Here is a 24,661-nt window from a genome sequence, read left to right on the forward strand (position 1 = left end):
CGACCAGTGTCATTGCCCGGTCGCCGAAGCGCGCCTAGAGGCTCGTCCACTGCAAACGAGCAATGGACGTTTCCCTGATGCGCATCGTGATGATCGGTTCCGGCTATGTGGGTCTGGTGTCAGGAGCGTGTTTCGCCGATTTCGGGCATGACGTGGTGTGCGTCGATAAGGACGAGGGGAAGATCGCGGCGCTCCATGCCGGGCGGATGCCGATCTACGAGCCGGGGCTGGACCAGCTCGTCGCCGCGAATGTCGCGGCCGGGCGGCTGACCTTCACCACCGACCTCGCCGCCTCGGTCGCGGGGGCGGAGGCGATCTTCATCGCGGTCGGCACCCCGGCGCGGCGCGGCGACGGGCATGCCGATCTCTCCTATGTCTTTGGGGCGACGCACGAGATCGCCGCGGCGTTGTCCGGCCCGACGGTGATCGTGACCAAGTCGACCGTCCCGGTCGGCACCGGCGACGAAGTCGAGCGGATCATCCGCGAGGCGCGGCCGGAGCTGGACGTCGCAGTCGTCTCCAACCCCGAATTCCTGCGCGAGGGCGCGGCGATCGCCGACTTCAAGCGGCCCGACCGGGTGGTGATCGGCACCGACGATGCGCGCGCGCGCGGCGTGATGCAGGAGGTGTATCGCCCGCTCTATCTCAACGAAAACCCGATCCTGTTCACCGGCCGGCGGACGAGCGAGCTGATCAAATATGCCGCCAACGCCTTCCTCGCGACCAAGATCACCTTCATCAACGAGATCGCCGACCTGTGCGAGGTGGTGGGCGCGGACGTGAAGGACGTCTCCCGCGGCATCGGGCTCGACAACCGGATCGGGCGCAAGTTCCTCCATGCCGGTCCCGGCTATGGCGGCTCGTGCTTCCCCAAGGACACGCTGGCGCTGCTCAAGACCGCGGACGATTATGAGAGCCCGATCCACATCGTCGATGCGGTGGTGAAGGTGAACGAGGCGAGGAAGCGCAAGATGGGGCGCAAGGTGCTCCATGCACTCGGCGCCCAGGGTGACGGTAGCGACGCGCGCGGCAAGACGGTCGCGCTGCTCGGCCTCACCTTCAAGCCCAATACCGACGATATGCGCGACGCTCCCTCGATCGCGATCGCCCAGGCGCTGGCGGATGCCGGGGTGACGGTGCGCGCGCACGATCCGGAGGGGACCAAGCAGGCCAAGACAATGATGCCCGACCTGACCTATTGCGCCGATCCCTATGAGGCGGTGCAGGGTGCGGACGCGGTGGTGATCGTGACCGAGTGGGACGCCTTCCGCGCGCTCGACCTCCACCGGCTCAAGTCCGCGATGGCGACGCCGGTAATGGTCGACCTGCGCAACGTCTATCGCCGCGAGGCGGTGGAGGCGGCGGGCTTCAGCTACACGGCCGTGGGCCGTTGACGATCGCGGTCCTGCCGGCGATCGCGCGGCCGCTCCTCGAGCCGCATCTTCCGGCGGACCTCGACGTGCGCTGGTTCGCCAGCGTCGAGGAGGCGAAGGCCGGCATCGCCGATGCGGCGATCGCCTGGGTCGACCTGCAGCCGACCAGTCTCGTCGCCGAGGTGCTCTCGGCGGCGGGGCAGCAGCTGCGCTGGGTCTCGACGCTCTATGCCGGGCTCGACGCCTTCCCGCTCGACCGGCTGCGCGAGCGCGGCGTCACCGTCACCAACGGCAGCGGTATCAACGCGGTCGCGGTCGCCGAATATGCGGTGATGGGCATGCTGGTCGCCGCCAAGCGCTTCGACCGGGTGGTCCGCGCCGCCGATGCGCGCGAATGGCCGTGGGACGCACCGGGCAAGATAGAACTGGCAGGCAGCCGCGCGCTGATCATCGGTCATGGCACGATCGGTCGCGCGATCGGTGGGCGGCTGGCGGGGTTCGAGGTCGCGGTGACCGGCGTCACCCGATCGGGTCGCGACGGGACGCTGACCCCCGATGCCTGGCGCGCACAATTAAGCGGGTTCGACTGGGTCATCCTCGCTGCGCCCTCGACCGCGGACACCCGCGCGATGATCGGGGCCGCGGAGCTGGCGGCGATGAAGCCGGGGTCCTGGCTCGTCAATATCGCGCGCGGCGACATGATCGATCAGGCGGCGCTCGTCGCGGCGCTTGGCAAGGGGCGGCTTGCGGGCGCCTTTCTCGATCCGACCGATCCCGAACCCCTGCCCGCCGACCACCCGCTCTGGTCCGCACCCGACGTGATCCTGTCGATGCACCTGTCCGGACGCAGCCAGTCGAGCATGTTCCGCCGCGCCGCCGCCCTCTTCCTCGACAATCTGGCCGCTTGGCAAGCGGGTCGGCCGATGACGAATATGGTGGATCTCGCCGCCGGTTACTGACCCACACGGCAATAAAGCCTCGCTTCTCAGGCGCAAACACGCCGAACATTGCGGAATCGGCGCAAACGGCGCATGGGGCGCGCCTGGACAAGCGAGGACGATATGGCCGCCAACTGGGCCCCCGATAGCTGGACCGCCGCCGAGGCGCGCCAGATGCCCGACTATCCCGATGGCGCCGCGCTGAAGGCGGCGACCGACACGCTCGCCACCTATCCGCCGCTGGTCTTCGCCGGCGAGGCGCGCGCCTTGACCCAGCAGCTGGGGGAAGTGGCGGCGGGACGCGGCTTCCTGCTCCAGGGCGGCGACTGCGCCGAGAGCTTTGCCGAGCACAGCGCCAACAACATCCGCGATACCTTCCGCGTCATCCTCCAGATGGCGGTTGTGCTGACCTGGGCCTCGAAGTTGCCGGTGGTGAAGCTCGGCCGCATGGCCGGCCAGTTCGCCAAGCCGCGCTCCACCCCGACCGAGACGATCGACGGGGTCGAACTGCCCAGCTATCGCGGCGACAATGTCAACGACATCGCCTTCACCGAAGCGGCACGCCAGCCCGATCCGCAGCGGCTGATCCGCGCCTATTCGCAGGGTGCGGCGACGCTCAACCTGCTGCGCGCCTTCGCGCAGGGCGGCTATGCGAACCTGCATCAGGTGCATCGCTGGACCCACGACTTCATGGGCCGCAGCCCCTGGGCCGCCAAATATCGCGAGACGGCGGACCGCATCGGCGAGGCGCTGGAATTCATGGCCGCCTGCGGCATCGATCCCGAGACCGTGCCGCAACTCGCCCAGACCGACTTCTACACCAGCCACGAGGCGCTGCTGCTGCCGTTCGAGCAGGCGATGACGCGGCAGGATTCGCTGACCGGCGACTGGTACGACACCTCGGCCCACTTCCTGTGGATCGGCGACCGCACGCGGTTCGAAGGCAGCGCGCATGTCGAGTTCCTGCGCGGCATCGGCAACCCGATCGGCGTCAAGTGCGGCCCCAGCCTCGAGCCCGACGCGCTGCTGCGGATGCTCGACACGCTCAATCCCGGGCGCGTCCCCGGCCGCATGACGCTCATCACCCGCTACGGCTATGACAAGATCGAGGCGCACCTGCCGCGCCTGGTCCGCGCCGTGACGCGCGAGGGCCATCCGGTGGTGTGGAGCTGCGATCCGATGCACGGCAACACGGTGAAGGCGGCGACCGGCTACAAGACCCGGCCGTTCGACCGCATCCTGGCCGAGGTGCGCGGCTTCTTCGCCGTCCACCGCGCGGAGGGCACGCATGCCGGCGGCATCCATGCCGAGATGACCGGGCAGAACGTGACCGAATGCACCGGCGGCGCGATTGACGTGACCGAACAGTCTCTGGCGGATCGCTACCACACGCATTGCGACCCGCGCCTGAACGCGGGGCAGAGCCTCGAGCTCGCCTTTCTGCTCGCCGAGATGCTCAACGCCGAGATGGCCGAGCGCCGCCAGGCCGCGGCCTGAGCGGCAATCGCCGGGGCGGCGCAACAAGCGCTTGACGCCGCCCCCACCCCCGGATAGACGCGCGCCTCCACCGCACACGGCCCCTTCGTCTAGCGGTCTAGGACGTCGCCCTCTCACGGCGAAAACACGGGTTCGAGTCCCGTAGGGGTCACCAGCATCGCGCCGCTTGAGCGCCTTGCGGCAGGGACGCTTCCTCATACCCGCCTGAACGCCGCTGCGCTCGAGACGCCCTTCCGGCTCTGCGATGTTCGCCCGTGGTCAAAGGCGGCGCCCGCCACTAGGTTCGTCGGCGGAGATGATGCCGATGATCCGATATAGCCCGTCCGAATCCCTCTCGCCGCGGCGCGCCGCCGCGCCGCATTGCCGCGCGCTGCTGTTGGCGCGGGCTGCCCTGTGTCTGACGGCTCTGACGACGTCCATGCCCGCGGGCGCAGCCGCCGAGAGATCCGGATGGCCGCAGACGGTCGGCGAATGGACGGTCGCGATCGGCAAGGATGGCGATGGCTGCTTCCTGTCGCGGCGCTACGATCGTCTCGGCGCGACGACGCTGCTGCTCGGCCTCGATCGCGACGGGACGAACCATCTCTCGGTGCTCAATGCCAATTGGACGATCCAACCGCGTGACCGGCAGGCGCTCGATTTCCGGCTCTCCAAGGGGCGCTACGACAGGCATTTCGTGGTCGGCATCGCTGCCGATGGCCAGCAGGGTTTCGCTACCAGCTTCGAATGGCGCTTCCCCGCCTATTTTGCGACGTCCGCGTTCCTCCATATCGATCGCGGCAGGATCCCGGTCGAGCGGCTGAGCCTGGAGGGAAGCGGCGATGCGGTTGCCACGTTGCGCCGCTGCGTCGCCGCCCTGGGTCGAACGGGCGCCGACGCGACGAAGGCCGCGGGCGCCGGCACCGGGATCCCGCGCGACCCCTTTGCCGAATCGGTGTCGAAACCGCGCCGGGCGCGGCGCTAGGCGGCGGGGCGAACGACCAGTCGACCCGATTCCACGGCACGCCGATGCTCCGTTTCGGCTCGACGGAGAAGCGGCACGTCCGATCCTATGTCCGATTGTGGAACAATGCCGCGTCCGCTTGTTTGTTACAGTTGGTAAACGAGTGGAAGACAATGATGCGTACAATTTCAACGAAGTCGCTGGTTGCGGTCGTGACGCTGGTCGGCGCCTTTGGGGTCAGTGGCTGCGCCACCAAGTCGTTCGTGCGCGAGCAGATCGCGCCGGTCAGTCAGCGCGTCGACACGCTGGAAGCGCGGCTGCAGGAGACCGACACGACCGCCAAGTCGGCGCTCGCCGAAGCGCAGGCCGCCTCGGGTCAGGCGCAGAACAACGGCCAGCGGCTCGAGCAGCTGTCGGGCCGGGTCGATGGCGTCGACCAGCGCCTGACCGTGCAGGAGCAGAAGCGCGCCAAGCGGCCGCGGCACTGATCGCGGCGATATCGGCAGATGGCGCGTAACCACGCCGGATGATCGCGATTCTCGCAGGGCTGGCCGGGCTGACCATTGTCGGCCCGGCCAAGGTCCCTCCTCCGCCTGTTGCAGCTCCCGTCGAGGCTGCGCCGCTGCCGTCCGAACCGACGCTGGTCCCTTACGAGGCGGTCATGCGGGTCGTGCGATGGGTGACATCGGCCAAGGACAATCGCGCGCTGCCCTGGGCGGTCGTGGACAAGAGCCAGGCCGCCCTGTTCCTCTTCGACGGCAAGGGCCAGCCACTGGCCGCCGTGCCCGTGCTGATCGGGATCGCTAGCGGCGACGAGGCGAGTCCCGGAGTCGGCAACAAGAAGCTCGCCGATCTCGGCCCGGCGGAGAAGACCACGCCGGCCGGTCGCTTCCTCGCCAAGTTCGGCCTGCCGGTCGGCGGTGAGCGGGTGCTCTGGGTCGACTACGCGACCTCCGTGGCGCTGCATCCGATTCCGCGGGACGCCGCAGCGGGCGAGCAGCGGCGTGCGCGGATGCTCTCGCCGGACCCGGGCGACAATCGCATCACCTTCGGCTGCATCAACGTGCCCAAGGCCTTTTACAGCCGCAGCCTGCGTCCGCTGTTCCGCGGCAAGGGCGGCTATGTCTATGTGCTGCCGGACAGCAAGCCGCTGGAAGAGGTGTTCCCGAGGCTGCGGGTCTACGCGCCCTGACGGGGCGCGCGTCTACGCGTCCTCGCGCCCCGCCGGCACGGCTTCGTTCGGCGCGCCGACCGACTGGCGGACGATCAGCGCGTGGTCGGCAACCTGGCGGCGGACGAAGGGCTTGCCTTGCCGCGCCGTTCGGACGGCTTCCGCCATCAGCACGATGCTGTCGACCGCCATGTCGCGGATCGGCTGGCGGATGGTGGTGAGCTCGGGATAGATATTGGTGGCGATCCAGCTGTCGTCGAAGCCGCATACGGTCAGCCGGTCCGGCACGTCGAGCCCGCGACGATGCGCCACCATCACCGTCGCCGCGGCCATGTCGTCGTTGCTGGCGAAGATCGCGGTGGGCGGATCGTCGCGATCGAGAAGCTGCTCGGCCGCCACCAGACCGGAACGATAGGTGAAATAGCCCTGTGCGATCAGGTCCGGCTCAACGGTCAGACCCGCCTCGCTCATCGCCGCCCGAAAACCCTCCAGCCGGGTATGGCTCGCGGCGAGGACCGGCTCGCCCATGATGAAGCCGATCCGGCGGTGGCCGCGCGCGATCAGATGCTGGGTGATCTCGCGCGCGGCGGCGCCCTCGTCGATCGAGATGCTCGACAGCATGTCCTCGGGGTGATCGGCGCCGACGAGCAGCACCGGCATCGCCGCCGCGCGCGCGACCGCGAGCAGCGCATCGACGTCGCTGAGCGGCGGGGTGAGGATGATCCCGTCCACGCCGCTCGCCACCATGCCCTTCAGCACGCCGAGCGCATCGACCTCGAGCTCGACGGGGCGCGACAGGAGTTGGATGTCCATGATCGACGCCTGATCGATCGCGCCCATCAGGAAGTCGACGATGTAGGAGCTGCGCGGAGAGTTGTAGAGCAAACCGAGTCGCAGCAGTTCGGCCCCGGACAACATCCGCGCCGACCGATTGGGCACATAGTGCAGGTCGGCGACAAGCTGCATGATCCGCTCGCGCGTATCGGGCCGCACGCTCCATGGCGAACTCAGCACGCGCGATACCGTCATCTTGGAAACGCCCGCGGCGGCGGCGATGTCGCCGATCGTCGCGGCGCCCCTCTGCTTGGCGCTGTGCGTTTTGGGACGTCGGGTCGATCCGGTCATGTCACGACAGCGATGACCTGTCCGCTCGCGCGGGTCAACCGGACCGGTAACAAACAAGCGGTTGCGCCGGCGGTTGGTTACCGGTACCATAGATCCTAGAAGAGCAAGTTGGCCATCGGGGGAGGCTATGGGCGCGTATCGGTCGACAGCGGCCCCCGATCGGCTGCTAAGCATCGGCTTTCAGGATGAGGATTCTGCCGTGACATCGACCCCCCAAAGCGCCTTCACTCTTCGTTCGATCAGGACGCGGCGGTTCTGGCTGGCGGGTGCCGCCTGTCTGATCGGCACGTCGGCGGTGGCGCAGGTCTACAAGGATCCGACGGCGCCGGTCGAGAAACGGGCCGAGGATCTGGTCGCGCGCATGACGCTGGAGGAGAAGGCGCGGCAGATGCAGAACAGCGCGCCGGCGATCCCGCGGCTGGACCTGCCGGCCTATGACTGGTGGAACGAGGGACTGCACGGCCTGGCGCGCGCCGGCGAGGCGACCGTCTTCCCCCAGGCGATCGGGATGGCAGCGACCTGGGACAAGGACCTTCTGAAGGCGGAAGGCCGGGTGATCGGCACCGAGGCGCGGGCCCGCTACAACCAGGCGCAGCGCGAGGGCAATGTCGACCGCTATTTCGGACTGACCATCTGGTCGCCCAACATCAACATCTTCCGCGACCCGCGCTGGGGTCGCGGGCAGGAAACCCTGGGCGAGGACCCCTATCTCACCGGCGTGCTCGGCGCCGAATTCATCAAGGGCATGCAGGGGGACGATCCGAAGTACCTGCTCGCGGTCGCCACGCCCAAGCATTTCGCGGTGCACAGCGGTCCCGAGCCGCTGCGGCACGAGTTCAACGTCGACGTCGCGCCACGTGACCTGACCGAGACCTATCTTCCCGCATTCCGGCGCGCGATCGTCGACGCCAAGGCCCAGTCGCTGATGTGCGCCTACAACGCCATCAACGGCGCTCCCGCCTGCGGCAGCACGCTGCTGCTCAAGGACTATCTGCGCGGAGCCTGGGGTTTCCAGGGCTTCGTCACGTCCGATTGCGGCGCGATCGACGACTTCGTCAACGGCCACAAGACCGTCAAGACCTACGAGCAGGCCTCTGCCGTCTCGGTGAAGGCGGGGACGGATACCGGCTGCAACTTCAGGGACGAATATCTCGCGATCCCCAATGCCGTGCGACAGGGACTGCTGGCCGAGCGCGACGTGGATACCGCGGTCAAGCGGCTGATGGCCGCACGCATCCGGCTGGGGATGCTCGATCCCGCCGATCGCGTCGCCTATGCCTCGATCCCCTATTCGGAGAACCACAGCCAGGCCCATCGCGAAGTGGCCCTGCGCGCCGCGCGCGAAGGCATCGTGCTCCTCAAGAACGATGGTGCGCTGCCGATCGCCGCCACCGCCCGCCGGATCCTCGTGGTCGGGCCCGCCGCCGCCAGCCGCGAGGCGCTGAACGGCAACTACAAGGGCACGCCCGTGGGCCAGCCCCTCCCCCTCGACGGTATCGAGACGGCGCTGGGCAAGGAACGCGTCAGCTTCGCGCAGGGCGCCCCCTTCACCGAACAGGTCGCGCTGACCGTGCCGCGGACCGTGTTCGGGCCGCAGGGTGTCACCGCCCGCTTCTGGAACGGCACCGGCTTCGCCGGTCCGGTCGTCGCGACGCGGATCGAGAAGGAGATCGACAATGACTGGAACGGCATCGCGCCCGCTCCCGGCGTCGATCGCACCGCCTTCTCGGCCGAATATGCCGGCACGCTGACCGTACCCGCGACCGGCGACTATGTGTTCGAGGTCGGTGACCGCCGCTGCGACTGGTCGGAAGACCAGCAGACCTATGTGCTGAGCATCGAAGGCGAGCCGGACGTGCGCGCCACATCCAAATGCTTCGCCGGGGTGCCGCTGAAGACGCCCGCGATCCGCATGGAGGCGGGCAAGCCGCGCGCTTTCCGCCTGGCCTTCACCCATCACTCGCCGCGCCTCGGCGCCGGACTGACACTGACCTGGAAGCCGCAGGTCGAGGGATTGCGCCAGGAAGCGGTGCGGGCGGCGGCCGATGCGGACCTGATCGTCGCCTTTGTCGGCCTGACCGCAGGGCTGGAAGGCGAAGAAATGCCGATCAAGATCCCGGGCTTCGCCAGTGGCGATCGAACCTCCATCGCCCTGCCCCCGGTCCAGCAGAGGCTGCTCGACGCCCTCGTCGCGACTGGCAAGCCGGTGGCGATCGTCGGAGTGACCGGCTCTGCGGTCAGCTTCGGCGAGGCAGGTGACAAGGCCAAGGCGATTTTGCAGGCCTGGTATGGCGGCGAGCTCGGCGGCCAGGCGATCGGGGAGGTTCTGGCGGGGACCGTCAACCCGTCCGGTCGCCTGCCGGTCACCTTCTACCGCTCGCTCGACGATCTGCCGCCCTTCGCGGAATATGGCATGCGGAACCGCACCTATCGCTATTTCACCGGCAAGCCCGAATATGCCTTCGGTCACGGCCTGAGCTATACCCGCTTCGGCTATGCGGGGCTGGCGGTGCGGCCGACGCTGAGCGCCGGCAAGGGCGCAAGCGTGGGCGTGACCGTGAAGAACGAAGGCGCCGTCGCCGGAGACGAGGTGGCGCAGCTCTATATCCAGCCGGTCGGTCGGCCCGAGCTGCCGATCCGCTCGCTCAAGGGGTTCGAGCGGGTGAAGCTGGCGCCCGGCGAGGCGCGTCAGCTGACCTTCAGCCTGTCGCCGCGCGACCTCGCCTTTGCCGACGACAAGGGCGTGATGCGGGTCACGCCCGGCCGCTACCGGCTCTGGGTAGGCGGCGGACAGGAGGGGAGCGGCGCACCCGGCGTCGCCGCCGAGGTGCGGGTGACCGGCAGCCAAGTCCTGCCCAAATGACCGGCATCGCGCCGGCCGGATCGTCGTCCGCGGACGTCGGGGCGCTGCCGCAAGGGCGGCGGCATACCCGGCCGACCATGGCGGATGTCGCGAAGGCGGCCGGCGTTTCGATGATGACCGTGTCGCGGGTCATCAACGGCGGCGCACGTGTCAGCGCCTCGACCCAGCAGGTCGTCGATCGCGCGATCCGCCAGCTGGGCTATGCCCCGAATGCCGAGGCCCGCTATCTCGCCTCCACCCGCCGGATGCGCGTGGCTTTGCTTTACGGTGAGGCCGGCGGGTCCTGGCTCGACGAGGTGCTGGCGGGCAGCGCCGACGAGGGCCGCAGCTGTGGCTCGCACGTCGTCGCCGAACGCTATGCGCCGGAGGGTGACGGCATCCGGACGGCCGAGCGGCTGGTCGCCGCCGGCGTCAACGGCCTGATCCTCGCGCCGCCGCTGCATGAGGATCGCGACCTGCGCGCCTTGATCGCCCGCCTGGGCGTCCCCGCGGTGGCGCTCGGCACGAGCGAGGAGCGATCGGGCCTCCCGTCGATCGGCATCGACGACGCAGCCGCCTCGACGATGGTGACCGAGCATCTCCTGCGCCTGGGCCATCGTCGGATAGGGTTGATCGCAGGCGATCCGGCGAACCCGGTGGATGCCGCACGGATCGCGGGTTATCGGCAGGCGCTCGAGGCCGCAGGCGTGGCGGCCGATGCTGCACTGATCGCCCCCGGCTGCGCGAGCTATCGCGCGGGACTGCGCGCGGCCGAGACGCTGCTCGATCTTGCCCGGCCCCCGACCGCCCTGTTCGCGTGCAGCGACGAGGCGGCGGCCGCCGCGATCGCCATCGCGCACGGCCGCGGTATCGACGTGCCGGCCGACCTGACCGTTTGTGGCTTTGGCGACGCAGCCATAGCGACCGTGGTCTGGCCTCGCCTCACCACCGTGCGGCAGCCACTGGCGGAGATGGCCCGGCTGGCCGTACGAATGCTCTACCAGCCGCCGCAAGAGGGCGAGCCGCACCACGTCACGGTCGCCTGTACGCTGATCCGCCGCCAGTCGGATTGCGTGCCGCGCCTGAGAATGCGGTCGGTCGAGCGCCAGGACCCGCACTTGTCAGGGTGACGCCGGAGCGTTTCCGATAGAGCGCCGATCTTGCAGCAGCCTCGTGGCAGGGGGCAGGTTCAATAGCGCGATGCCGTATGGGTCTTAACCACTCATCCCGAATCGGCGCTCCAGCCCAGGCTGGGGCCTTGAGCGGTTGATGGCGCGCGCCAACCAGAGGAAGATCACAGCCTCCGCTGCGATGACGATTGCTTCAGATCGAGTGGATCAAAGGCTAGGCTTTGGCTCCGAGCGCGGTCGAAGGAAGTGTCACTTCTCCGCGCCTCGACCCGGCTCGGCACGACCAGGTCATCATGATGTCAGCCGGTTCTATGCCCGGCTCAGCGCGCCGGCCAGATCCGCCTTGCGGAACGGCTTGGCCAGCCGCGGGATGTCGGAGCCGATCGCCTCCTGCTCCGCATAGCCGGAAACGAGCAGCGCCTGGATCTCGGGACGATCGTTCCGTGCCCAGCGAATCAGGTCCGCGCCGGTGATCCCCGGCATCAGATGGTCGGTCACCAGAATGTCGACGTGTCGACCCGCGACCATCAGCCGCATCGCCTCCTCGGCCGATGCCGCCTCGACCACCGAATAGCCGAGATCGGCGAGCATGTCGGCGGTGGTCATTCGCACGAGATCCTCGTCGTCGACGATGAGCGCGACACCGCGCACGTCGGGCTGCGCCGCGGCGGCGCGATCATCCTCGACGCGCGCGACCGACGTAGCGCTTTCCGGTAGCCACAGCTCGACATTGGTACCGATGCCGATCCGGCTCTGGATCGTCAGCGCGCCACCCAGTTGGGAGGCGAGCCCGTGCACCATCGACAGGCCCAGGCCGGTGCCCTTGCCGATGCCCTTGGTCGAGAAAAAGGGTTCGATCGCGCGGCGGATCGTCGCCTCGTCCATGCCGCTGCCGGTATCCGCGACCGACAGCACGACATAGCGGCCGGGACTCAGCCGCGCCGGATGATCGTTGGCGACCTGCTCGACGCGCGCCGTGATGCGGAGCCTGCCCCCCTCGGGCATCGCATCGCGCGCGTTCACCGCCAGATTGAGGAGCGCCATCTCGAGCTGGTTGGGATCGGCTCTGGCCGGCGGCAGGGACGCCGCGGCATCCACCACGACCTTGATCTGCGGCCCGGTAGTGCTGGCGATCAACTCGCCCATGCCGGTGACCAGCTGCTCGATATCGACGGGCACGGGTTGGAGCGGCTGACGGCGGGCGAAGGCGAGCAGGCGCTGCACCAGGGTTCGCGCGCGCTCCGCCGACTGGATCGCCCCGGCGATCAGCCGCTGCTCGCGCGGACCGCCCAGCCGCTGGTGTTGCAGCATGTCCAGCGAGCCGACGATCGGGGTCAGCAGATTGTTGAAATCATGGGCGACGCCGCCGGTCAGCTGACCCATTGCCTCCATCTTCTGCGATTGCCGCAGCTGCTCCTGCGCCGCGGCGAGCTGGCGTTCGGCATCGACACGATCGCTGACGTCATAGGCGGTGCTCGCCGCGCCGATGCGGTTGCCGTCCGCATCGCGGATCGTACCGAAGCGCACCTCGTAGTGCCGCCTCTCCCGTCCCGCCGACCCGAAGGCCTGGGTGACGACGAACTCCTCTCCCGCCAGCGCCCGGGACCAGTTCCGGCGCAGCTGCTCGCGATCCTCGGGCAGGTCCGCCAGCGTGTCGAGCAGCCTGTCGCCGACGTTCGGCCGACAGCCATAGGCGATCTCGAACGCATCCAGATTGGTGCGGTTGATCGCCAGGGTCCGATAGTCGAGATCGAGCGCGGTCACCGAGGCGGTCGAGCTTTCGAGCACGTCGGAAAAGACCTTCCGCTCCGCCAGCGCGCTCGCCACCCGCTGTTCCAGCGTCTCGTTCAGCTCGCGCAGCTGCGCCTCAGCGAGCTTGCGATCGTGAATGTCCACCGACACGCCGAACCAGCGGACGATCTCGCCGGTCTCCGGGTCGCGGTAGGGCTCGGCCCGTGCGACGAACCAGCGATGTTCGCCTGCGGCGGAGCGGATGCGATGTTCAACATCAAACGGCTCGCCCGTCCGCAGCGCCGTTTCGAAGGCGGCGACGACGTGCCCGCCATCCTCGGGCGGAATGAAGCTCGCGGCCATTTCGGCAGGGGTGAAGGCGTCATAGTCGGCGCCAGTGTACAGCGTGAACTGCCGGTTGAGGAACTCCATGCGGCCGGCCGCATCGGTGATCCACACGATCTGCGGCACGGCGTCGGCCATCAGCCGGAAGCGCGCCTCGCTGCGGCGCACCTCCTCCTCCGCGGCGCGGCGCGCGGTGACGTCATGGGCGGCGCCGAACCATTCGACGATCCGGCCGTCCGCCCCCCGGATCGGCACCGCGCGCGAGTGCGCCCAGCCGATCGATCCGTCGGCCTGGCGCACGCGATGCTCGAGGTCGAAGACCTCGCCGGTCGCTACCGCCCGCTCGACGGCGGCGACCAGCTGCGGTCGGTCCTCGGGTTCGATATAGGTGCCGATCCAGTCGCCGGTCGGCACGTCCGTATCCAGCAGGAAGCCCTGGCCGTCGAGCTGGCGCAGCTCGCTCCAATCTGGGTTCATCCGGTACATCGAGTTGTTGCTGGCGGTCAGGAATGCGCGAAACCGGTCGTTCGCCTCGCGCGTGCGGCGCTCGGCCCGCACCCGTTCGCTGGTCTCGACGACAATGGCGAAGACCCCCGCGGGCACGCCGTTCTCGTCGAGCACCGGCGAATAGTCGAGGTTCATCCAGACCTGCTCGGGCCGGCCGTGGCGGTGGAGCGTCAGCTCCTGATCGCGATATTGCAGCGTGCCGCCGGCCAGCCCGACCTTCATGACATGGTCGTTGAAGTCGGCGACCTCGACCCAGCCCTCGCGCACCTTCGATCCCAGCAGTTGCGGATGACGGCCGCCGGCGAAGACCGAATAGCTGTCATTGTAGAGCATGATCCCGTCGACGCCCCACAACATCACGATCGGAACGGGCGAACGCAGGAGCAGCGATGTCGCGGTGCGCAGGCTGACGGGCCAGCATTCGATCGGGCCGAGCGCGGTCGCCGACCAGTCGGTCGCAGCGATCAGGCGGCCGCATTCGCCGCCCGCGGCGAGGCTTTCGCGAAACAAATCGGCCTGGCCGGTGGCCATGGCGCACTCCCGGATGACGTCGTCGGCGTTTCCTACCGCAAGCCGGCCGGCCCGTCACCCGGCCATGTCGGTCCGATCAGCCCAGCGTCCGCTCCAGCCAGAGGGCGAAGAGATGCGGCCACAGACCGGCGGGCGCATTGTCGGGACCGATGCCATAGCCGTGGCCGCCCTCCTCGAAGAAATGCGCCTCGGCTCGAACCTTCGCGGCGCGGAGCGCATCGAGGAACATCCTGGCGTTCTGCCACGGCACCGCGTCGTCGTCGATCGAGTGGACGAGGAAGGTCGGCGGCGTCTGCGGCGTCACGTGCCGCGCCGGAGAGCGGCGCTCGATCAGGGCCGGAGCAGGATTCGGGCCGAGCAGCATGCGCGCCGACTGGCCATGGGTATAGGGGGCATCGGCCGCGATGACCGGATAGATCAGACCCCCACAGGCAGGCCGCGCGGTTTCCCGATCCGCCGCGTCGACCGGCGCATAGACCCGCTCGTCGTAACCGGTCAGCAGCGACGCGCCGAGATGCCCGCCGGCCGAGAAGCCGAGCATCGCCACCCTGGACGGATCGATGCCATAGCGTGCCGCGCGCGAACGGATCAGCCGCATCGCACGCTGCGCGTCCTGCAGCGGAACATCGGCACGCGGCTGCCATCCCTCGCCGGGCAGGCGATAGGTAAGGACGAAGACGGTGTAGCCGCGGGCATTGAAGACCCGGGCGACATCGACCCCCTCGTTGCGGATCGACACGAAGGTATAGGCGCCGCCCGGCATGACCAGCAGCGCACGGCCGTTGCTACGGGCCGGACGGAAGACGCGCAGGACCGGCGCGTCGACATTGCTGACGAAGGTCGGCGCCATGCCGGCGGGCCGGGGCAGCGGCGTGAACGGTCCGCCGGGCGGCGTGCCCGGCCAGAGCGCGATCTGTTCGGCCTTGCGCCACACGTCCGGCACGTCGCCGCCGCCGGTGGGGATGTGGAGCGGCGGCGCCGCGGCGGCGGCCTCCGAAAGGCTCACGGCGCCCACGCCCACCACCCCGGCCCCGACGAGCAGCGTCCGCCGATCGACCCCCATCGCCTCTCCCACGCCATTCTCCCTTGCTTCACAAGGCCCTCAATAGCGGAAGCCGAAGCGGACGCCATAGGTGCGCGGCGGGGCATAGCTGGCGGTCGTCGAACTCCAGACGGGGACGACGTTCACGGGGATGCGGCGGTCCTCGACGTTGTAGACGAAGACATTGAGGTACACGGCATCGCCGGGCGCGGCGAGCTGCAGGTTGAGGTCGGTCTTGGTATAGCCGGGCAGCCGGCCTTGCGCGACGTTGTCGGCAGTCGCGAAGGTGCGCGTCTGGGCATAGAAGTCGATGGTCGGCGTGATCTTCCAGCCCGAGGCGGTTGCGAAATCGTGGCCATAGCTGATGCGGCCGCTCAGCTTCGGGGCATTGGGCAACCGGTTGCCCGAAAAGTCGCCGATCGCGGAGGGGATGGCGGCGAAGCCCAGGATCGGCGCGAAGATGTTGTACACCGTGTCGGCGGAGCGGAGATTGTCCGGGGCGTTGCGGAAGTCCTGGAAGCGGGTGTCGAGCACCGACAGATAGCCAGACAGACGGTCGGCCGGGGTCGGACGCAGGGTCGTTTCCAGCTCGATGCCCCGGATCCGCGCCTTGGCGGCGTTGGTCGTCACCGGGATCGGTCCCTGCACCGGATCGACGATGATCGTCGACACCTGCAAGCCGTCATAGTCCATCTGATAGGCGGTGAGCCCGATGAACAGCCGTCGGTCGAGCAGATTGGCGCGCAGCCCCGCCTCGTAGTTGGTCACGTTCTCCGGCGCATACTGGCGATAGCCGGCCGGATTGCTGCTCGGCTGGAGACCGCCGGCGCGATAGCCGGTCGAGACGGTGGCATAGGCGAGCACGTTGCGCGTCACGTCGGCATCGATGCCCAGCCGCCAGTTGACCTTGCTGAACTTCGCCTCCGGCCGGGTGCGATCGTCGGTATAGGCGATGGTGAAGGTGGGGCAGGTCGCGGCGCTCACCGTCCGGCGGGTGAAGCTGTTGCCCGGACAGACCAGCTGCTGCTCGCGGTCGATCGCGCGATCCCAGGTGGCGCGAACGCCGCCGATCAGCCGGATGCCCTCGATCGGCGACAACGTCGCCTGGCCGAACACCGCGCGCGAGCGGCTGCCGACATCCGAATAGGTATTGACCACGTCGACCGCATCGATGGTCGAAATCTGGTTGCCGGTTCCCGCCACCTTGGCGCCGAACAGATTGTAGACGGTGTTGAAGGGCGCCGGCGCCGTGTTGCCGGCATGGAGCAGCCGCTGCCCGTCATTCTGGCTGTCCTTGTAGAGATAGGCACCGGCCACGAGCTTGAGCGGCCCGGTCTGGTAGTTGACGTCGAGCTCGTGCGACCAGCTCTCCGTCGCCTGGCCGATATATTCCTGCGAGAACACTCCGCTGGCCGCGGTGACGCCGTCGTTCTTGAGCTTCAGATAGCCGGCGAGATAGGTGAAGCTGAGCCCAGCCGCCGCGTCCCACGTCAGGCGGGAGCGCACATCGTAGCTGCGGAGGTTCTGGCGGTTCTCGGTGACGGTATCGAGCCCGGGGTTGATCGCGTCGGACGGGATGATCGTCACCGGTCCGAAGGTGCCTGCGACCAGATTGGCCTGCGGATAATAGTTGTAGTTGCGCAGGAAAACGCCGGCCGCGGTCCCGCGATTCTCGCCATAGCTGCCCGACAGCCGCCAGGTGAGGCTGGGCGCGATGCGCCACAGCGCCGTGACCCGCGCGCCGAGCAGGTCGGCCTGGTCGAAGCGGCGGGTGCGGTAGCGCGGGCCATAGCCGTCATTGACCTGCCGGAACCCCGCGACGCGGACCGCCAGCGTGTCGCTCACCGGCAGGTCGACCGCGGCCTGCAGGCGGACATCGTCGAAGCGGCCATATTGCACGCTGGCGCTGCCGCCATAGGTCCGGCCGGGATCGGCGGTGTTGACGTTGACGACGCCCGCCGTCGCGTTGCGGCCATAGACTGTGCCCTGCGGCCCGCGCAGGACCTCGATCGAGCCGAGATCGAACAAGCCCAGCGTCAGCGCCGCAGACGACGGGTTGTAGATCCCGTCGAACTGGGTCGCGACGGTCGAATAGCCGCTGAAGCCGTTGTTGCTGCCGATGCCGCGGATCGCGAAGCCGTTCTGCGACAGCTTGAGCGTCGGCACCGTGGTGGCGAGCTGCTCGCCGGTGGTCAGTCCCTGCCGGTCGAGCAAGGCCTGCGAGACGACGCTGACCGCGATCGGCGCGCGCGACAGGGTCTCGCTGCTCTTCTGCGCAGTGACGACGATATCGGCGGACTGGTCCGCGGCGTCGGTGGTCGGTGGCACGGTGGTGACGGGCTGGGCGGCCGGGCCGGCGGGATCAGTCTGGGCGGCGGCAGGGGCGGCAAGCCCGAACAGGGCCGTCGAGGCCAGCAGCGTGATTCGCGACGTCATCCTTCACTCTCCCAATTTGCCGCTCTCGGGCGACGGCTTCAGCAGCTTTTGCGCAATCGTTTGCGCTTGCATATTGATGCCGGGTTCGGAAATCCAGCAAAAAGCCGTGCTCGCGCTTCCCGATCGGATCAGCAGGTCGATTGCGGGATCGGCAAACACCGCGTCGAGTGCCGTTAGACGAACCCGCTGGTCAGATGGGCGCCTAGAAGCCGGGCGCGCTGCGGCGGTTCTTACGCCCGTCTTCGACCTTATGGTCGCCGCCGCGACGCCAGAGCCGCGCTAGCTGGAGGCGCGTACGATGAGTCGGGGTTCGATCCGCTGCGACGGTGCCGCCACCCCGGCGATCCGGTCGAGCAGCAAGGTCACCATCAGTTCGGCGCCGTGCCGCAACTGCTGGTCGACCGTCGTCAGCGGCGGAGTGACGTGCTCGCCGAGCGGCAGGCCGTCATAGCCGACGACGCGCACCGCCTGCGGCACCGGATGGCCACGCTCGGCGAGCAGGCGCAGCACCGCGGTCGCCGTGACGTCGGAGCCGCCGACGATCCCGTCGGGCAAGGCCTCCAGCCGGTCGAACAATGCGGAGAGGTCGGCATAGGCGGCGTTGGGCTCGTGATGGGCGGCGAGCACGATCGGCGGGTCCAGACCCCTGCCCGCCAGCGCCTGCCGCACGCCGTCGAGCCGCTGCGCGAATTCGGGGCTGTCGCTCGGTCCGGCGAAGGCGATACGGCGACAGCCGCGATCGGCCAGATGCCCGGCCGCCAGCGCGCCGCCCGCGACATTGTTCGATCCGACGGCGCAGTAATGCTGCTCGGGCATATGTGCGCCCCACACCACCATCGGCATGTATCTGCGCGACACCATGTCGATCACGTGCCGCTGGTCCGACTGGCCGATGATGATGATCCCGTCGACCCGCCCGCGCCCGATATACTGGTCGAGCCAGCGGTCGTCGTGCGGCAGGACGCGCGACAGCATCAGGTCATAGTCGCGATCGGCCAGAGCATCGGCCAGAAAGCCCGTCATCGTGCTGAAGAACGGATCGGAGAGATGCTGGAGCGCGTCATGTCCCAGCGGCACCAGCACGCCGATCGCATTGGTCCGCTGCGTGCGCAGGTTGCGGGCGATGATGTTCGGCTGATAGCCCAGCCGCTCCGCCAGTGCTGCGATCCGTGCACGGGTCTCGTCGCTGACGCGGCCGGTGCCGGTCAGCGCGCGCGACGCGGTCGCGGTCGAGACGCCCGCCAGCGCCGCGAATTCCTTCAGGTTCTTGACGCGCACATCGGCTCCGCTGTCTCCGCCTGCCTGCTTATCCGCCCCGGCCCGGCCGACAAGATGTTTCAGGCCGTGGTCGACGCCAGGCCGAAGGCGCGGCGCAGCGCGTCCATCTTCGCCCGGGTGAACGCGATCGACTGCGGCGCCTGCTCCGCCACCCGGTCGAAGGCGTGGAAGGCACCCGGCACGACCAGCAATTCGGTCGGCACGCCCGCCAGCGTCAGGCGGCGCGCATAGTCGATATCCTCGCCGACGAAGAGGTCGACCCCGCCCACGGCGATGAAGGCCGGGGCCAGCCCGGCCGGGTCGGCGAGCCGCGCGGGCACCGCAGCCGCAGGCACGCGCGCGGTGCCGGGCGGCAGGCCCAGCAAGGCCTGCCACCCGAAGCGGTTCGCCTGCGCGTCCCAGCCGACCGCACCGACGAACGGGGGCGGCGTGACGGTGCTGCCGGTACGGTCGTCGAGCATCGGATAGATCAGCACCTGCAGGACCAGCGGCAACTCGCCGTGATCGCGCGCCCGAATCGCGAGCAGCGCGGCATGGCCGCCACCCGCGCTTTCTCCCATCACCGCGATGCGCGATCGATCGACCCCCAGCGTCGCGGCCTGCGCGTGCAGCCAGCGCAGCCCGGCATAATTCTCCTCCACCGAGCGGCTCCAGCGCGCCTCGGGAGCGAGGCTGTATTCCACCGACACGATCACGCAGTCGAGCGCCTGCGCGATCCCCTGCAAGTAGCGCCGTTCCGCCCGCGCCGATCCGCCGACGAAGCCGCCGCCATGGGTGTGCAGGATCGCCGGTCGCTGCGTTCCGGGGCGGGCATTGATCGCATAGACGGTGACGTCCGGGATCGCGGCGGAGACCGGCACGCGATAGGTCGCGACGGGCACGCCGGGCAGCGGCGGTGGCGCCATCTTTTCGCCGACGCTGCGCAGCGTCGGGATCTTCGCATCGGTCATGGGACTGATCGCCGCGCCCATTGCGAGCACGGTCCGCGCAGCCTCGCGGAGCTCGGGCGCGACATGTGCCAGCGGGTCCGGGGACGCCCCCGCCGCGACCGCCACCCCGTCAACACCAAGGGCGAGCGACAAAGCGCCGCCCATGCGCATCAGCTCGCGGCGCGCGATCTCGACCATGGCATCCTCTCATTGACAAGCCTGACACAAAGGCAAACGATTACGCAGACAAAGTCAAGGGAGAGAGACATGCCTGCCGCCGTCACCGCATCGATCGCCGCCATGCTGCTCGCCGGAGCGGTGCCGCCGACCGAGCCGGCACCCTCGCTCGAGCCGGTGTTCGCCGCCGAGGTGCTGCTGGGCGAGTCGATCGATGCGGGCAGGACGCCGCTGGGCGGGCGCAGCCTGATCCGCATCACCGGCGGCCGGTTCGAAGGCGCGCGTATCCGCGGCGCCGTGCTGCCCGGCGGTTGGGACTGGCAGTTGCATGCGGAGGGCGGGTGCACGCGTCTTCACGCCGACTATATGCTGCGCACCGATGACGGGGTGACGATCAACATCGTCAACGACGCGCGATTGTGCCCGGACGCGGCCGGAAAGCCCGCCGCGCTCCTCTCGACGCCGGCCTTCGAGGCGCCGCTGGGTCGCTATGCATGGCTGAACGGCGGCGCCTATGTCGGGACGATCGCGCCGGGCACCGACCAGGCGCATCCCTCCGTCCATATCCGCATCTATCGCGCGGTCCCGGCGGCCCGCTAGCCGTCGGTCAGCTGCAGCGGATCGCCCCGCCCCTCCCGCGCGCGACGAGAGGATAGCGGCAGAGTGGCCGCTCGCGGCCGGGCCAGGGGCTGCCCGGCCCCGCCCGGGCGGGCAAGGCGTCGGGGGCCCGCCCCTGCTCGACCCAGGCGGTCAGCGCCGTCAGGACATCGTAGCGGTCGGTCGCCGGGCCGCCGGCGCAATGCCCCATGCCCGGCACCGGAAAGACGCGCGCGAAACCGGCGGCCTGGCCGCCGTTGCGGCGATCGACCTCCTGCCACCACGCGATCGTGTCGTTGAGCGAGAAGACCGGGTCGGAGCCGCCATGCGGCACGATCAACCGTCCGCCCCGGGCTCGGAATCGTGACAGATCGGACGAGCGCGCGCCGATATCCTCCCAGGCGGAGCGCGCATAACCGCTGCCGCGGGCATCGATCGCCGCTGCATCGCGCGCGGGCGAGAAGGCGAGTTGATAGGCCAGCATCGCATCCGGCGTCGGACCGATCGGCTGCGGTGGCGTGCTGAAGATCGTCGCGCGCGACGGTCCGCCAAGCACCACGTTGAGCGCCGGTACGGTGGCCAGACCGGTCATCCAGATCCGCCAGCCATCGTCGAACCATCCGGCGTCCCAGGGAAAGCCGGGATAGATCGACCGTCCCGCCGGGTCGCGCACGCCGTCATGCACCTTGAGCAGAGCGTCGATCTGCGCGCCGCTGAGGCAGTTGCCCTGGGCGCCCGGCTTGCACTGCGCCGCTCTCAGCCGCGGCACGACGCGGGTGGAGGTGCAGCGCGCCAGATCGCCGACGATGCCGTCCGCCTGCCCATCGAGCGCGTCGCAGGCCTCTAGCACCGCGGTCCGCACCCGCGCACCGAGCGCGGGGGGAATGGCGGCGGCCAAGGCGGCGATCGTCACCGGCTGTCCCGCGGCGCGGATCGCACCGGCAAAGGCCTGGACATTCCATGCCTCGGCCAGCGCCGCGCGCGGTAAGGAGAAGCCCGGCGCCGCGGCGACGATGCCGTCGTAAAGATCGGGCTCGCGCTGCGCCAGCACCATTCCTTCCTGCCCGCCCTTGGAGCAGCCGACGAAATAGCTGTGCGCCGGATCCTTGCCGTAGAGCGACCGCACCAGCCCCCGCGCCGCCAGCGTGACCGGTCGCAGCGAGGCGCCGCCATAATCGGCTCGCGCCTGCGGATCATAGGCGAAGGCGCCATCGCCCCCGCGTGCCGGATCGCTGTTGGTGGCATTGTCGTGCCCCGAATCCTGCGCGAGCACCGCAAAGCCCTGCGCCAGCGGCCCGGGACCGGAGCCGCCGGTATTGCCGGTCGCATCGCCCACCACGCCGTTGGTGCCGCCGCCGCCCTGGAACAGGAAACGGCCGTTCCACTGTTGCGGCAGCCGCAGGCGGAAGCGGATCGCATAGCGCTGGCCGTCCACGCCCGTTCGTTCGTGGAGCGTGCCCTCTACCTCGCAATGCGCCGGCAGCGCGGCACTGGCCGGAGGCGCCCCCGGCTGGGTCGCCAGCGCCACCCGCTCGCCCCCCGCATGATAGCGCCGCGCCGTCAGACGCGCCCCTCGCAGCGTCAGGGCAGCGCACTGCCCGGCAAAGGCCGGCTGATCGGCCGGTACGGCCGTCGCCGCCGCTCCGTCACCAACCACCGACGAAAGCGCGAAGACGGCCGAGCCCATTGCAGTACCCGCCAGTATCGCCCGCATCGCCGATCCCCTCTTATCGTTCGCGCAATCGTTTACCTTCGTGCGCGATCATTGACAATCGCGCACAGCGATCTCGCTCGCGCGCCGGACGGCGACCGTGGTGAAGACGACTGTCCGTCAGCTTCCCAACACCGCATCGCGCGCGAGACCCGGCTCGACGGGGCGGCTGGCGTAGCGCTGCGCCAGGGCGGCGCAGACGAGGAGCTGGATCTGGTGGAACACCATCAGCGGCAGGATGATCGGCCCGACCATTGCCGCCGGGAACAGCACGCCCGCCATCGGCACGCCCGAGGCGAGGCTCTTCTTCGAACCGCAGAACTGGATGGCGATCGCGTCCTCCCGCGAGAAGCGGAGGCGCCGCGCCGTCCAGGCGGTCATCGCCATCACCAAGCCCAGCAGCATCGCGCAGATCAGGCAGATCAGGAACAGCTGCACGGCGGGGATCCGGCTCCACAGCCCCTCCACGACGGCCGCGCTGAAGGCCGTGTAGACGACGAGCAGGATCGAACCGCGATCGACGACGCCCAGCATGGCGCGGTGACGCTCGACGAACGCGGCGGTGAGCGGCCGCGAGAGGTGCCCCGCCACGAAGGGGACGAGCAGCTGGAACACGATCGTCCACACCTCCTCGCCCGAAACCTTCGCGGCGCCCCCCATCAGCAACGCGACCAGAAGCGGCGTCAGCGCGATCCCGATCAGGTTGGAGGCGGACGCGCTGCATACCGCCGCGGGGACGTTGCCGCGGGCGATCGCGGTGAAGGCGATCGACGACTGCACCGTCGAGGGGAGCAGCGTCAGGAACAGCAGCCCCGCCGCCAGCGGGGGCGCCAGGATCGCCGCCCCTCCTGCCCGCGCGACGAGGCCGAGCAGCGGGAACAGCAGGAAGGTGATGGCGAGGACCGTCAGGTGCAGCCGCCAGTTGGTCATTCCCTGCACAATGGCTTCCCGCGAAAGCCGCGCACCGTGGAGGAAGAACAGCAACGCGATCGCGGCGGTGGTGACGAGATGGAACAGGGTAGCGGCGACACCCCGGCAGGGCAGCACGCTCGCGACGCCCACCGTCGCCAGCAGCATCAGGCTGAATCGGTCGACCCGCGCCAGCAGCGATCGGCGCGTCATGGCCGCGGCTCCGCCGGGCCCGCATAGCGTATGAAGGTCATGCACGGAAATTAGGCGTGCAGACCCGCTCTGACCACCCGCCGCTATGGTGAATACGTTTGCACCTATAACCATTCCGGGTCCACTACGGTGCGGCCGCGGCATCCGTGGCAATGGTCCGCAACCGGGGATAGGCAGGCGGATCGATCCGACCTACTATCTCTCATCCTTCCCTACGATGAAAGCGCCGCATGGCCCCCACTCTCCGCCCCGGTCGGGCCGCCCGGCTGAAGGCTGCGACGACCGATGCGCACGAGCGGCTCGACCGTCGCATCATGGAGCTCGATCCTTTCGCCTCGCGCCTTCGCTACGCTGCCTTTGTGCAAGTCCAGCACGGCTTCCACACGGCACTGGCGCCGCTCTATGCCGACCATGAGCTGGGCCTGCTGATCCCCGATCTTACCCGGCGGAGCCGGCTCGATGCGATCGAGGCGGACCTCGCCGACCTCGATCGACCGCTGCCGCCGCCGGCTGCGGCCCTCGACCTGGGCCCAGCGGCGGCGCTGGGATGGCTCTATGTCGCCGAAGGCTCCTCGCTCGGGGCGGCGATCCTGCTGCGCCATGCCGCCGCCCTGAAACTGCGACCGGATTTCGGCGCGCGTCACCTCGCCGGCCACGAAGCGGGACGCAGCGCGCACTGGCGGAGCTTCACCGCCGCGCTGGACGCCGCGCCGCTCGCCATGGCGGACGACGACAGGATGATCGAGGCCGCCCGCGACGCCTTCGCCCGCTTCCGGGCCCTCGCCGAGCGGGAACTTGGCTGAGGGACGCGTCTGGCGCCGCCTGCTGTGGGCCGCGGCAGGTTGGGCCTGTGTCGGGCTGGCGATTATCGGCGCGCTCCTGCCGCTGATGCCGACGACGATCTTCCTGATCCTCGCGGCGGGCTGCTTCTCGCGCTCGTCGCCGCGGCTCGAACGCTGGCTGCTCGCCCACCGGCGGTTCGGCCCGCTGATCCTCGGCTGGCGGCGCGAGCGCGTCATCCCGCCAAGAGCGAAGGCGATGGCGTGCGGGGGAATGGCGGCCGGACTGGGCCTGATCGCCTGGCGGACCTGGCCGCTGCTGTGGCCCAGCCTCGCGGCGGCCATACCGATCGGACTCTGCGCTCTTTATGTGCTGCGACAACGTTCGCACTCCTCGCAGGTCGAGGAATGAGCCTGCTCCTTCCTGTTGATTAGGAAGCACATTTCGTCGATCGAG

At 69.2% G+C, this 24,661-nt stretch carries 20 protein-coding genes and 1 tRNA gene; 12 read left to right on the forward strand and 9 right to left on the reverse strand.

What is annotated here, in order from left to right:
* The first annotated feature begins 77 nt into the window (after positions 1 to 77).
* The 7 genes from IEX18_RS13590 to IEX18_RS13620 all read left to right on the forward strand — a co-directional run bounded on the left by IEX18_RS13590 (position 78) and on the right by IEX18_RS13620 (position 5,943).
* Entirely contained in the window at positions 78 to 1,394 is a 1,317-nt protein-coding gene (locus IEX18_RS13590) for a UDP-glucose dehydrogenase family protein (RefSeq protein ID WP_188659272.1), read from the forward strand.
* Positions 1,391 to 2,332 carry a D-2-hydroxyacid dehydrogenase gene (locus IEX18_RS13595; RefSeq protein WP_188659273.1) on the forward strand — a complete coding sequence of 314 codons (942 nt, stop codon included), beginning with the start codon at positions 1,391 to 1,393 and terminating at the stop codon, positions 2,330 to 2,332. The genes IEX18_RS13590 and IEX18_RS13595 overlap by 4 nt, the downstream gene beginning before the upstream one ends.
* Positions 2,333 to 2,434: 102 nt before the next feature.
* The gene (locus tag IEX18_RS13600) at positions 2,435 to 3,808 is read left to right on the forward strand and encodes a class II 3-deoxy-7-phosphoheptulonate synthase (RefSeq protein ID WP_188659274.1); all 1,374 of its coding nucleotides are present in this window, start codon (positions 2,435 to 2,437) and stop codon (positions 3,806 to 3,808) included.
* A gap of 78 nt (positions 3,809 to 3,886) precedes the next feature.
* Positions 3,887 to 3,962, forward strand: a tRNA-Glu gene (locus IEX18_RS13605).
* Between the two features lie 150 nt (positions 3,963 to 4,112).
* Entirely contained in the window at positions 4,113 to 4,772 is a 660-nt protein-coding gene (locus IEX18_RS13610; protein WP_188659275.1) for a hypothetical protein, read from the forward strand.
* A 155-nt stretch (positions 4,773 to 4,927) separates the two neighbouring features.
* Positions 4,928 to 5,239 carry a hypothetical protein gene (locus IEX18_RS13615; RefSeq protein WP_188659456.1) on the forward strand — a complete coding sequence of 104 codons (312 nt, stop codon included), beginning with the start codon at positions 4,928 to 4,930 and terminating at the stop codon, positions 5,237 to 5,239.
* Between the two features lie 38 nt (positions 5,240 to 5,277).
* Entirely contained in the window at positions 5,278 to 5,943 is a 666-nt protein-coding gene (locus IEX18_RS13620) for a hypothetical protein (protein WP_188659276.1), read from the forward strand.
* Positions 5,944 to 5,955: 12 nt separating this feature from the next.
* Here IEX18_RS13620 and IEX18_RS13625 read toward each other — a convergent pair whose 3' ends face one another.
* The gene (locus IEX18_RS13625; protein ID WP_188659277.1) at positions 5,956 to 7,047 is read right to left on the reverse strand and encodes a LacI family DNA-binding transcriptional regulator; all 1,092 of its coding nucleotides are present in this window, start codon (positions 7,045 to 7,047) and stop codon (positions 5,956 to 5,958) included.
* Positions 7,048 to 7,246: 199 nt separating this feature from the next.
* Here IEX18_RS13625 and IEX18_RS13630 point away from each other — a divergent pair, with 199 nt between their 5' ends.
* Positions 7,247 to 9,910 (forward strand): glycoside hydrolase family 3 C-terminal domain-containing protein, encoded by a 2,664-nt coding sequence (locus IEX18_RS13630; RefSeq protein ID WP_229664564.1) that lies wholly within the window; start codon positions 7,247 to 7,249, stop codon positions 9,908 to 9,910.
* The gene (locus IEX18_RS13635) at positions 9,907 to 11,019 is read left to right on the forward strand and encodes a LacI family DNA-binding transcriptional regulator (RefSeq protein ID WP_188659279.1); all 1,113 of its coding nucleotides are present in this window, start codon (positions 9,907 to 9,909) and stop codon (positions 11,017 to 11,019) included. Before IEX18_RS13630 ends, IEX18_RS13635 begins: the two co-directional genes overlap by 4 nt.
* Before the next feature lie 309 nt (positions 11,020 to 11,328).
* Here the strand turns inward: IEX18_RS13635 and IEX18_RS13640 are convergent, their stop codons facing one another.
* The 6 genes from IEX18_RS13640 to IEX18_RS13665 form a co-directional block, all read right to left on the reverse strand.
* Positions 11,329 to 14,133, reverse strand: a complete 2,805-nt coding sequence (locus IEX18_RS13640) for a PAS domain-containing protein (protein ID WP_229664565.1) — start codon at positions 14,131 to 14,133, stop codon at positions 11,329 to 11,331.
* Between the two features lie 76 nt (positions 14,134 to 14,209).
* Positions 14,210 to 15,208: an alpha/beta hydrolase gene (locus IEX18_RS13645; protein WP_188659280.1), complete on the reverse strand. Its 999-nt coding sequence runs from the start codon at positions 15,206 to 15,208 to the stop codon at positions 14,210 to 14,212.
* 27 nt (positions 15,209 to 15,235) lie between these two features.
* Entirely contained in the window at positions 15,236 to 17,611 is a 2,376-nt protein-coding gene (locus tag IEX18_RS13650; protein WP_188659281.1) for a TonB-dependent receptor, read from the reverse strand.
* 3 nt (positions 17,612 to 17,614) lie between these two features.
* Positions 17,615 to 17,770 (reverse strand): hypothetical protein, encoded by a 156-nt coding sequence (locus IEX18_RS13655; protein ID WP_188659282.1) that lies wholly within the window; start codon positions 17,768 to 17,770, stop codon positions 17,615 to 17,617.
* Between the two features lie 120 nt (positions 17,771 to 17,890).
* Positions 17,891 to 18,889 carry a LacI family DNA-binding transcriptional regulator gene (locus tag IEX18_RS13660; protein ID WP_188659283.1) on the reverse strand — a complete coding sequence of 333 codons (999 nt, stop codon included), beginning with the start codon at positions 18,887 to 18,889 and terminating at the stop codon, positions 17,891 to 17,893.
* Between the two features lie 59 nt (positions 18,890 to 18,948).
* Positions 18,949 to 20,016, reverse strand: coding sequence for an alpha/beta hydrolase (locus IEX18_RS13665; RefSeq protein ID WP_188659284.1), 1,068 nt, complete (start codon positions 20,014 to 20,016; stop codon positions 18,949 to 18,951).
* A gap of 69 nt (positions 20,017 to 20,085) precedes the next feature.
* Here IEX18_RS13665 and IEX18_RS13670 point away from each other — a divergent pair, with 69 nt between their 5' ends.
* Positions 20,086 to 20,595 carry a DUF3237 domain-containing protein gene (locus IEX18_RS13670; RefSeq protein ID WP_188659285.1) on the forward strand — a complete coding sequence of 170 codons (510 nt, stop codon included), beginning with the start codon at positions 20,086 to 20,088 and terminating at the stop codon, positions 20,593 to 20,595.
* Positions 20,596 to 20,602: 7 nt separating this feature from the next.
* On the opposite strand, the gene IEX18_RS13675 is transcribed toward IEX18_RS13670, so the two are convergent.
* Together IEX18_RS13675 and IEX18_RS13680 are read right to left on the reverse strand one after the other, a co-directional pair.
* Positions 20,603 to 22,306: a tannase/feruloyl esterase family alpha/beta hydrolase gene (locus IEX18_RS13675; protein WP_229664566.1), complete on the reverse strand. Its 1,704-nt coding sequence runs from the start codon at positions 22,304 to 22,306 to the stop codon at positions 20,603 to 20,605.
* Positions 22,307 to 22,423: 117 nt separating this feature from the next.
* Complete coding sequence (locus tag IEX18_RS13680) at positions 22,424 to 23,425, reverse strand: bile acid:sodium symporter family protein (RefSeq protein WP_188659286.1); 1,002 nt, start codon at positions 23,423 to 23,425, stop codon at positions 22,424 to 22,426.
* 230 nt (positions 23,426 to 23,655) lie between these two features.
* On the opposite strand from IEX18_RS13680, the gene IEX18_RS13685 reads away from it, so the two are divergent.
* Both IEX18_RS13685 and IEX18_RS13690 read left to right on the forward strand, forming a co-directional pair.
* Positions 23,656 to 24,228 carry a biliverdin-producing heme oxygenase gene (locus tag IEX18_RS13685; protein WP_188659287.1) on the forward strand — a complete coding sequence of 191 codons (573 nt, stop codon included), beginning with the start codon at positions 23,656 to 23,658 and terminating at the stop codon, positions 24,226 to 24,228.
* A complete protein-coding gene (locus IEX18_RS13690; RefSeq protein WP_188659288.1) occupies positions 24,221 to 24,616 on the forward strand; it encodes a YbaN family protein in 396 nt (131 codons plus the stop codon). The genes IEX18_RS13685 and IEX18_RS13690 overlap by 8 nt, the downstream gene beginning before the upstream one ends.
* Positions 24,617 to 24,661 lie beyond the last annotated feature (45 nt).

Origin of the sequence: Sphingomonas metalli, from assembly GCF_014641735.1 — a bacterium.
Classification (GTDB): Bacteria; Pseudomonadota; Alphaproteobacteria; order Sphingomonadales; family Sphingomonadaceae; genus Sphingomonas; species Sphingomonas metalli.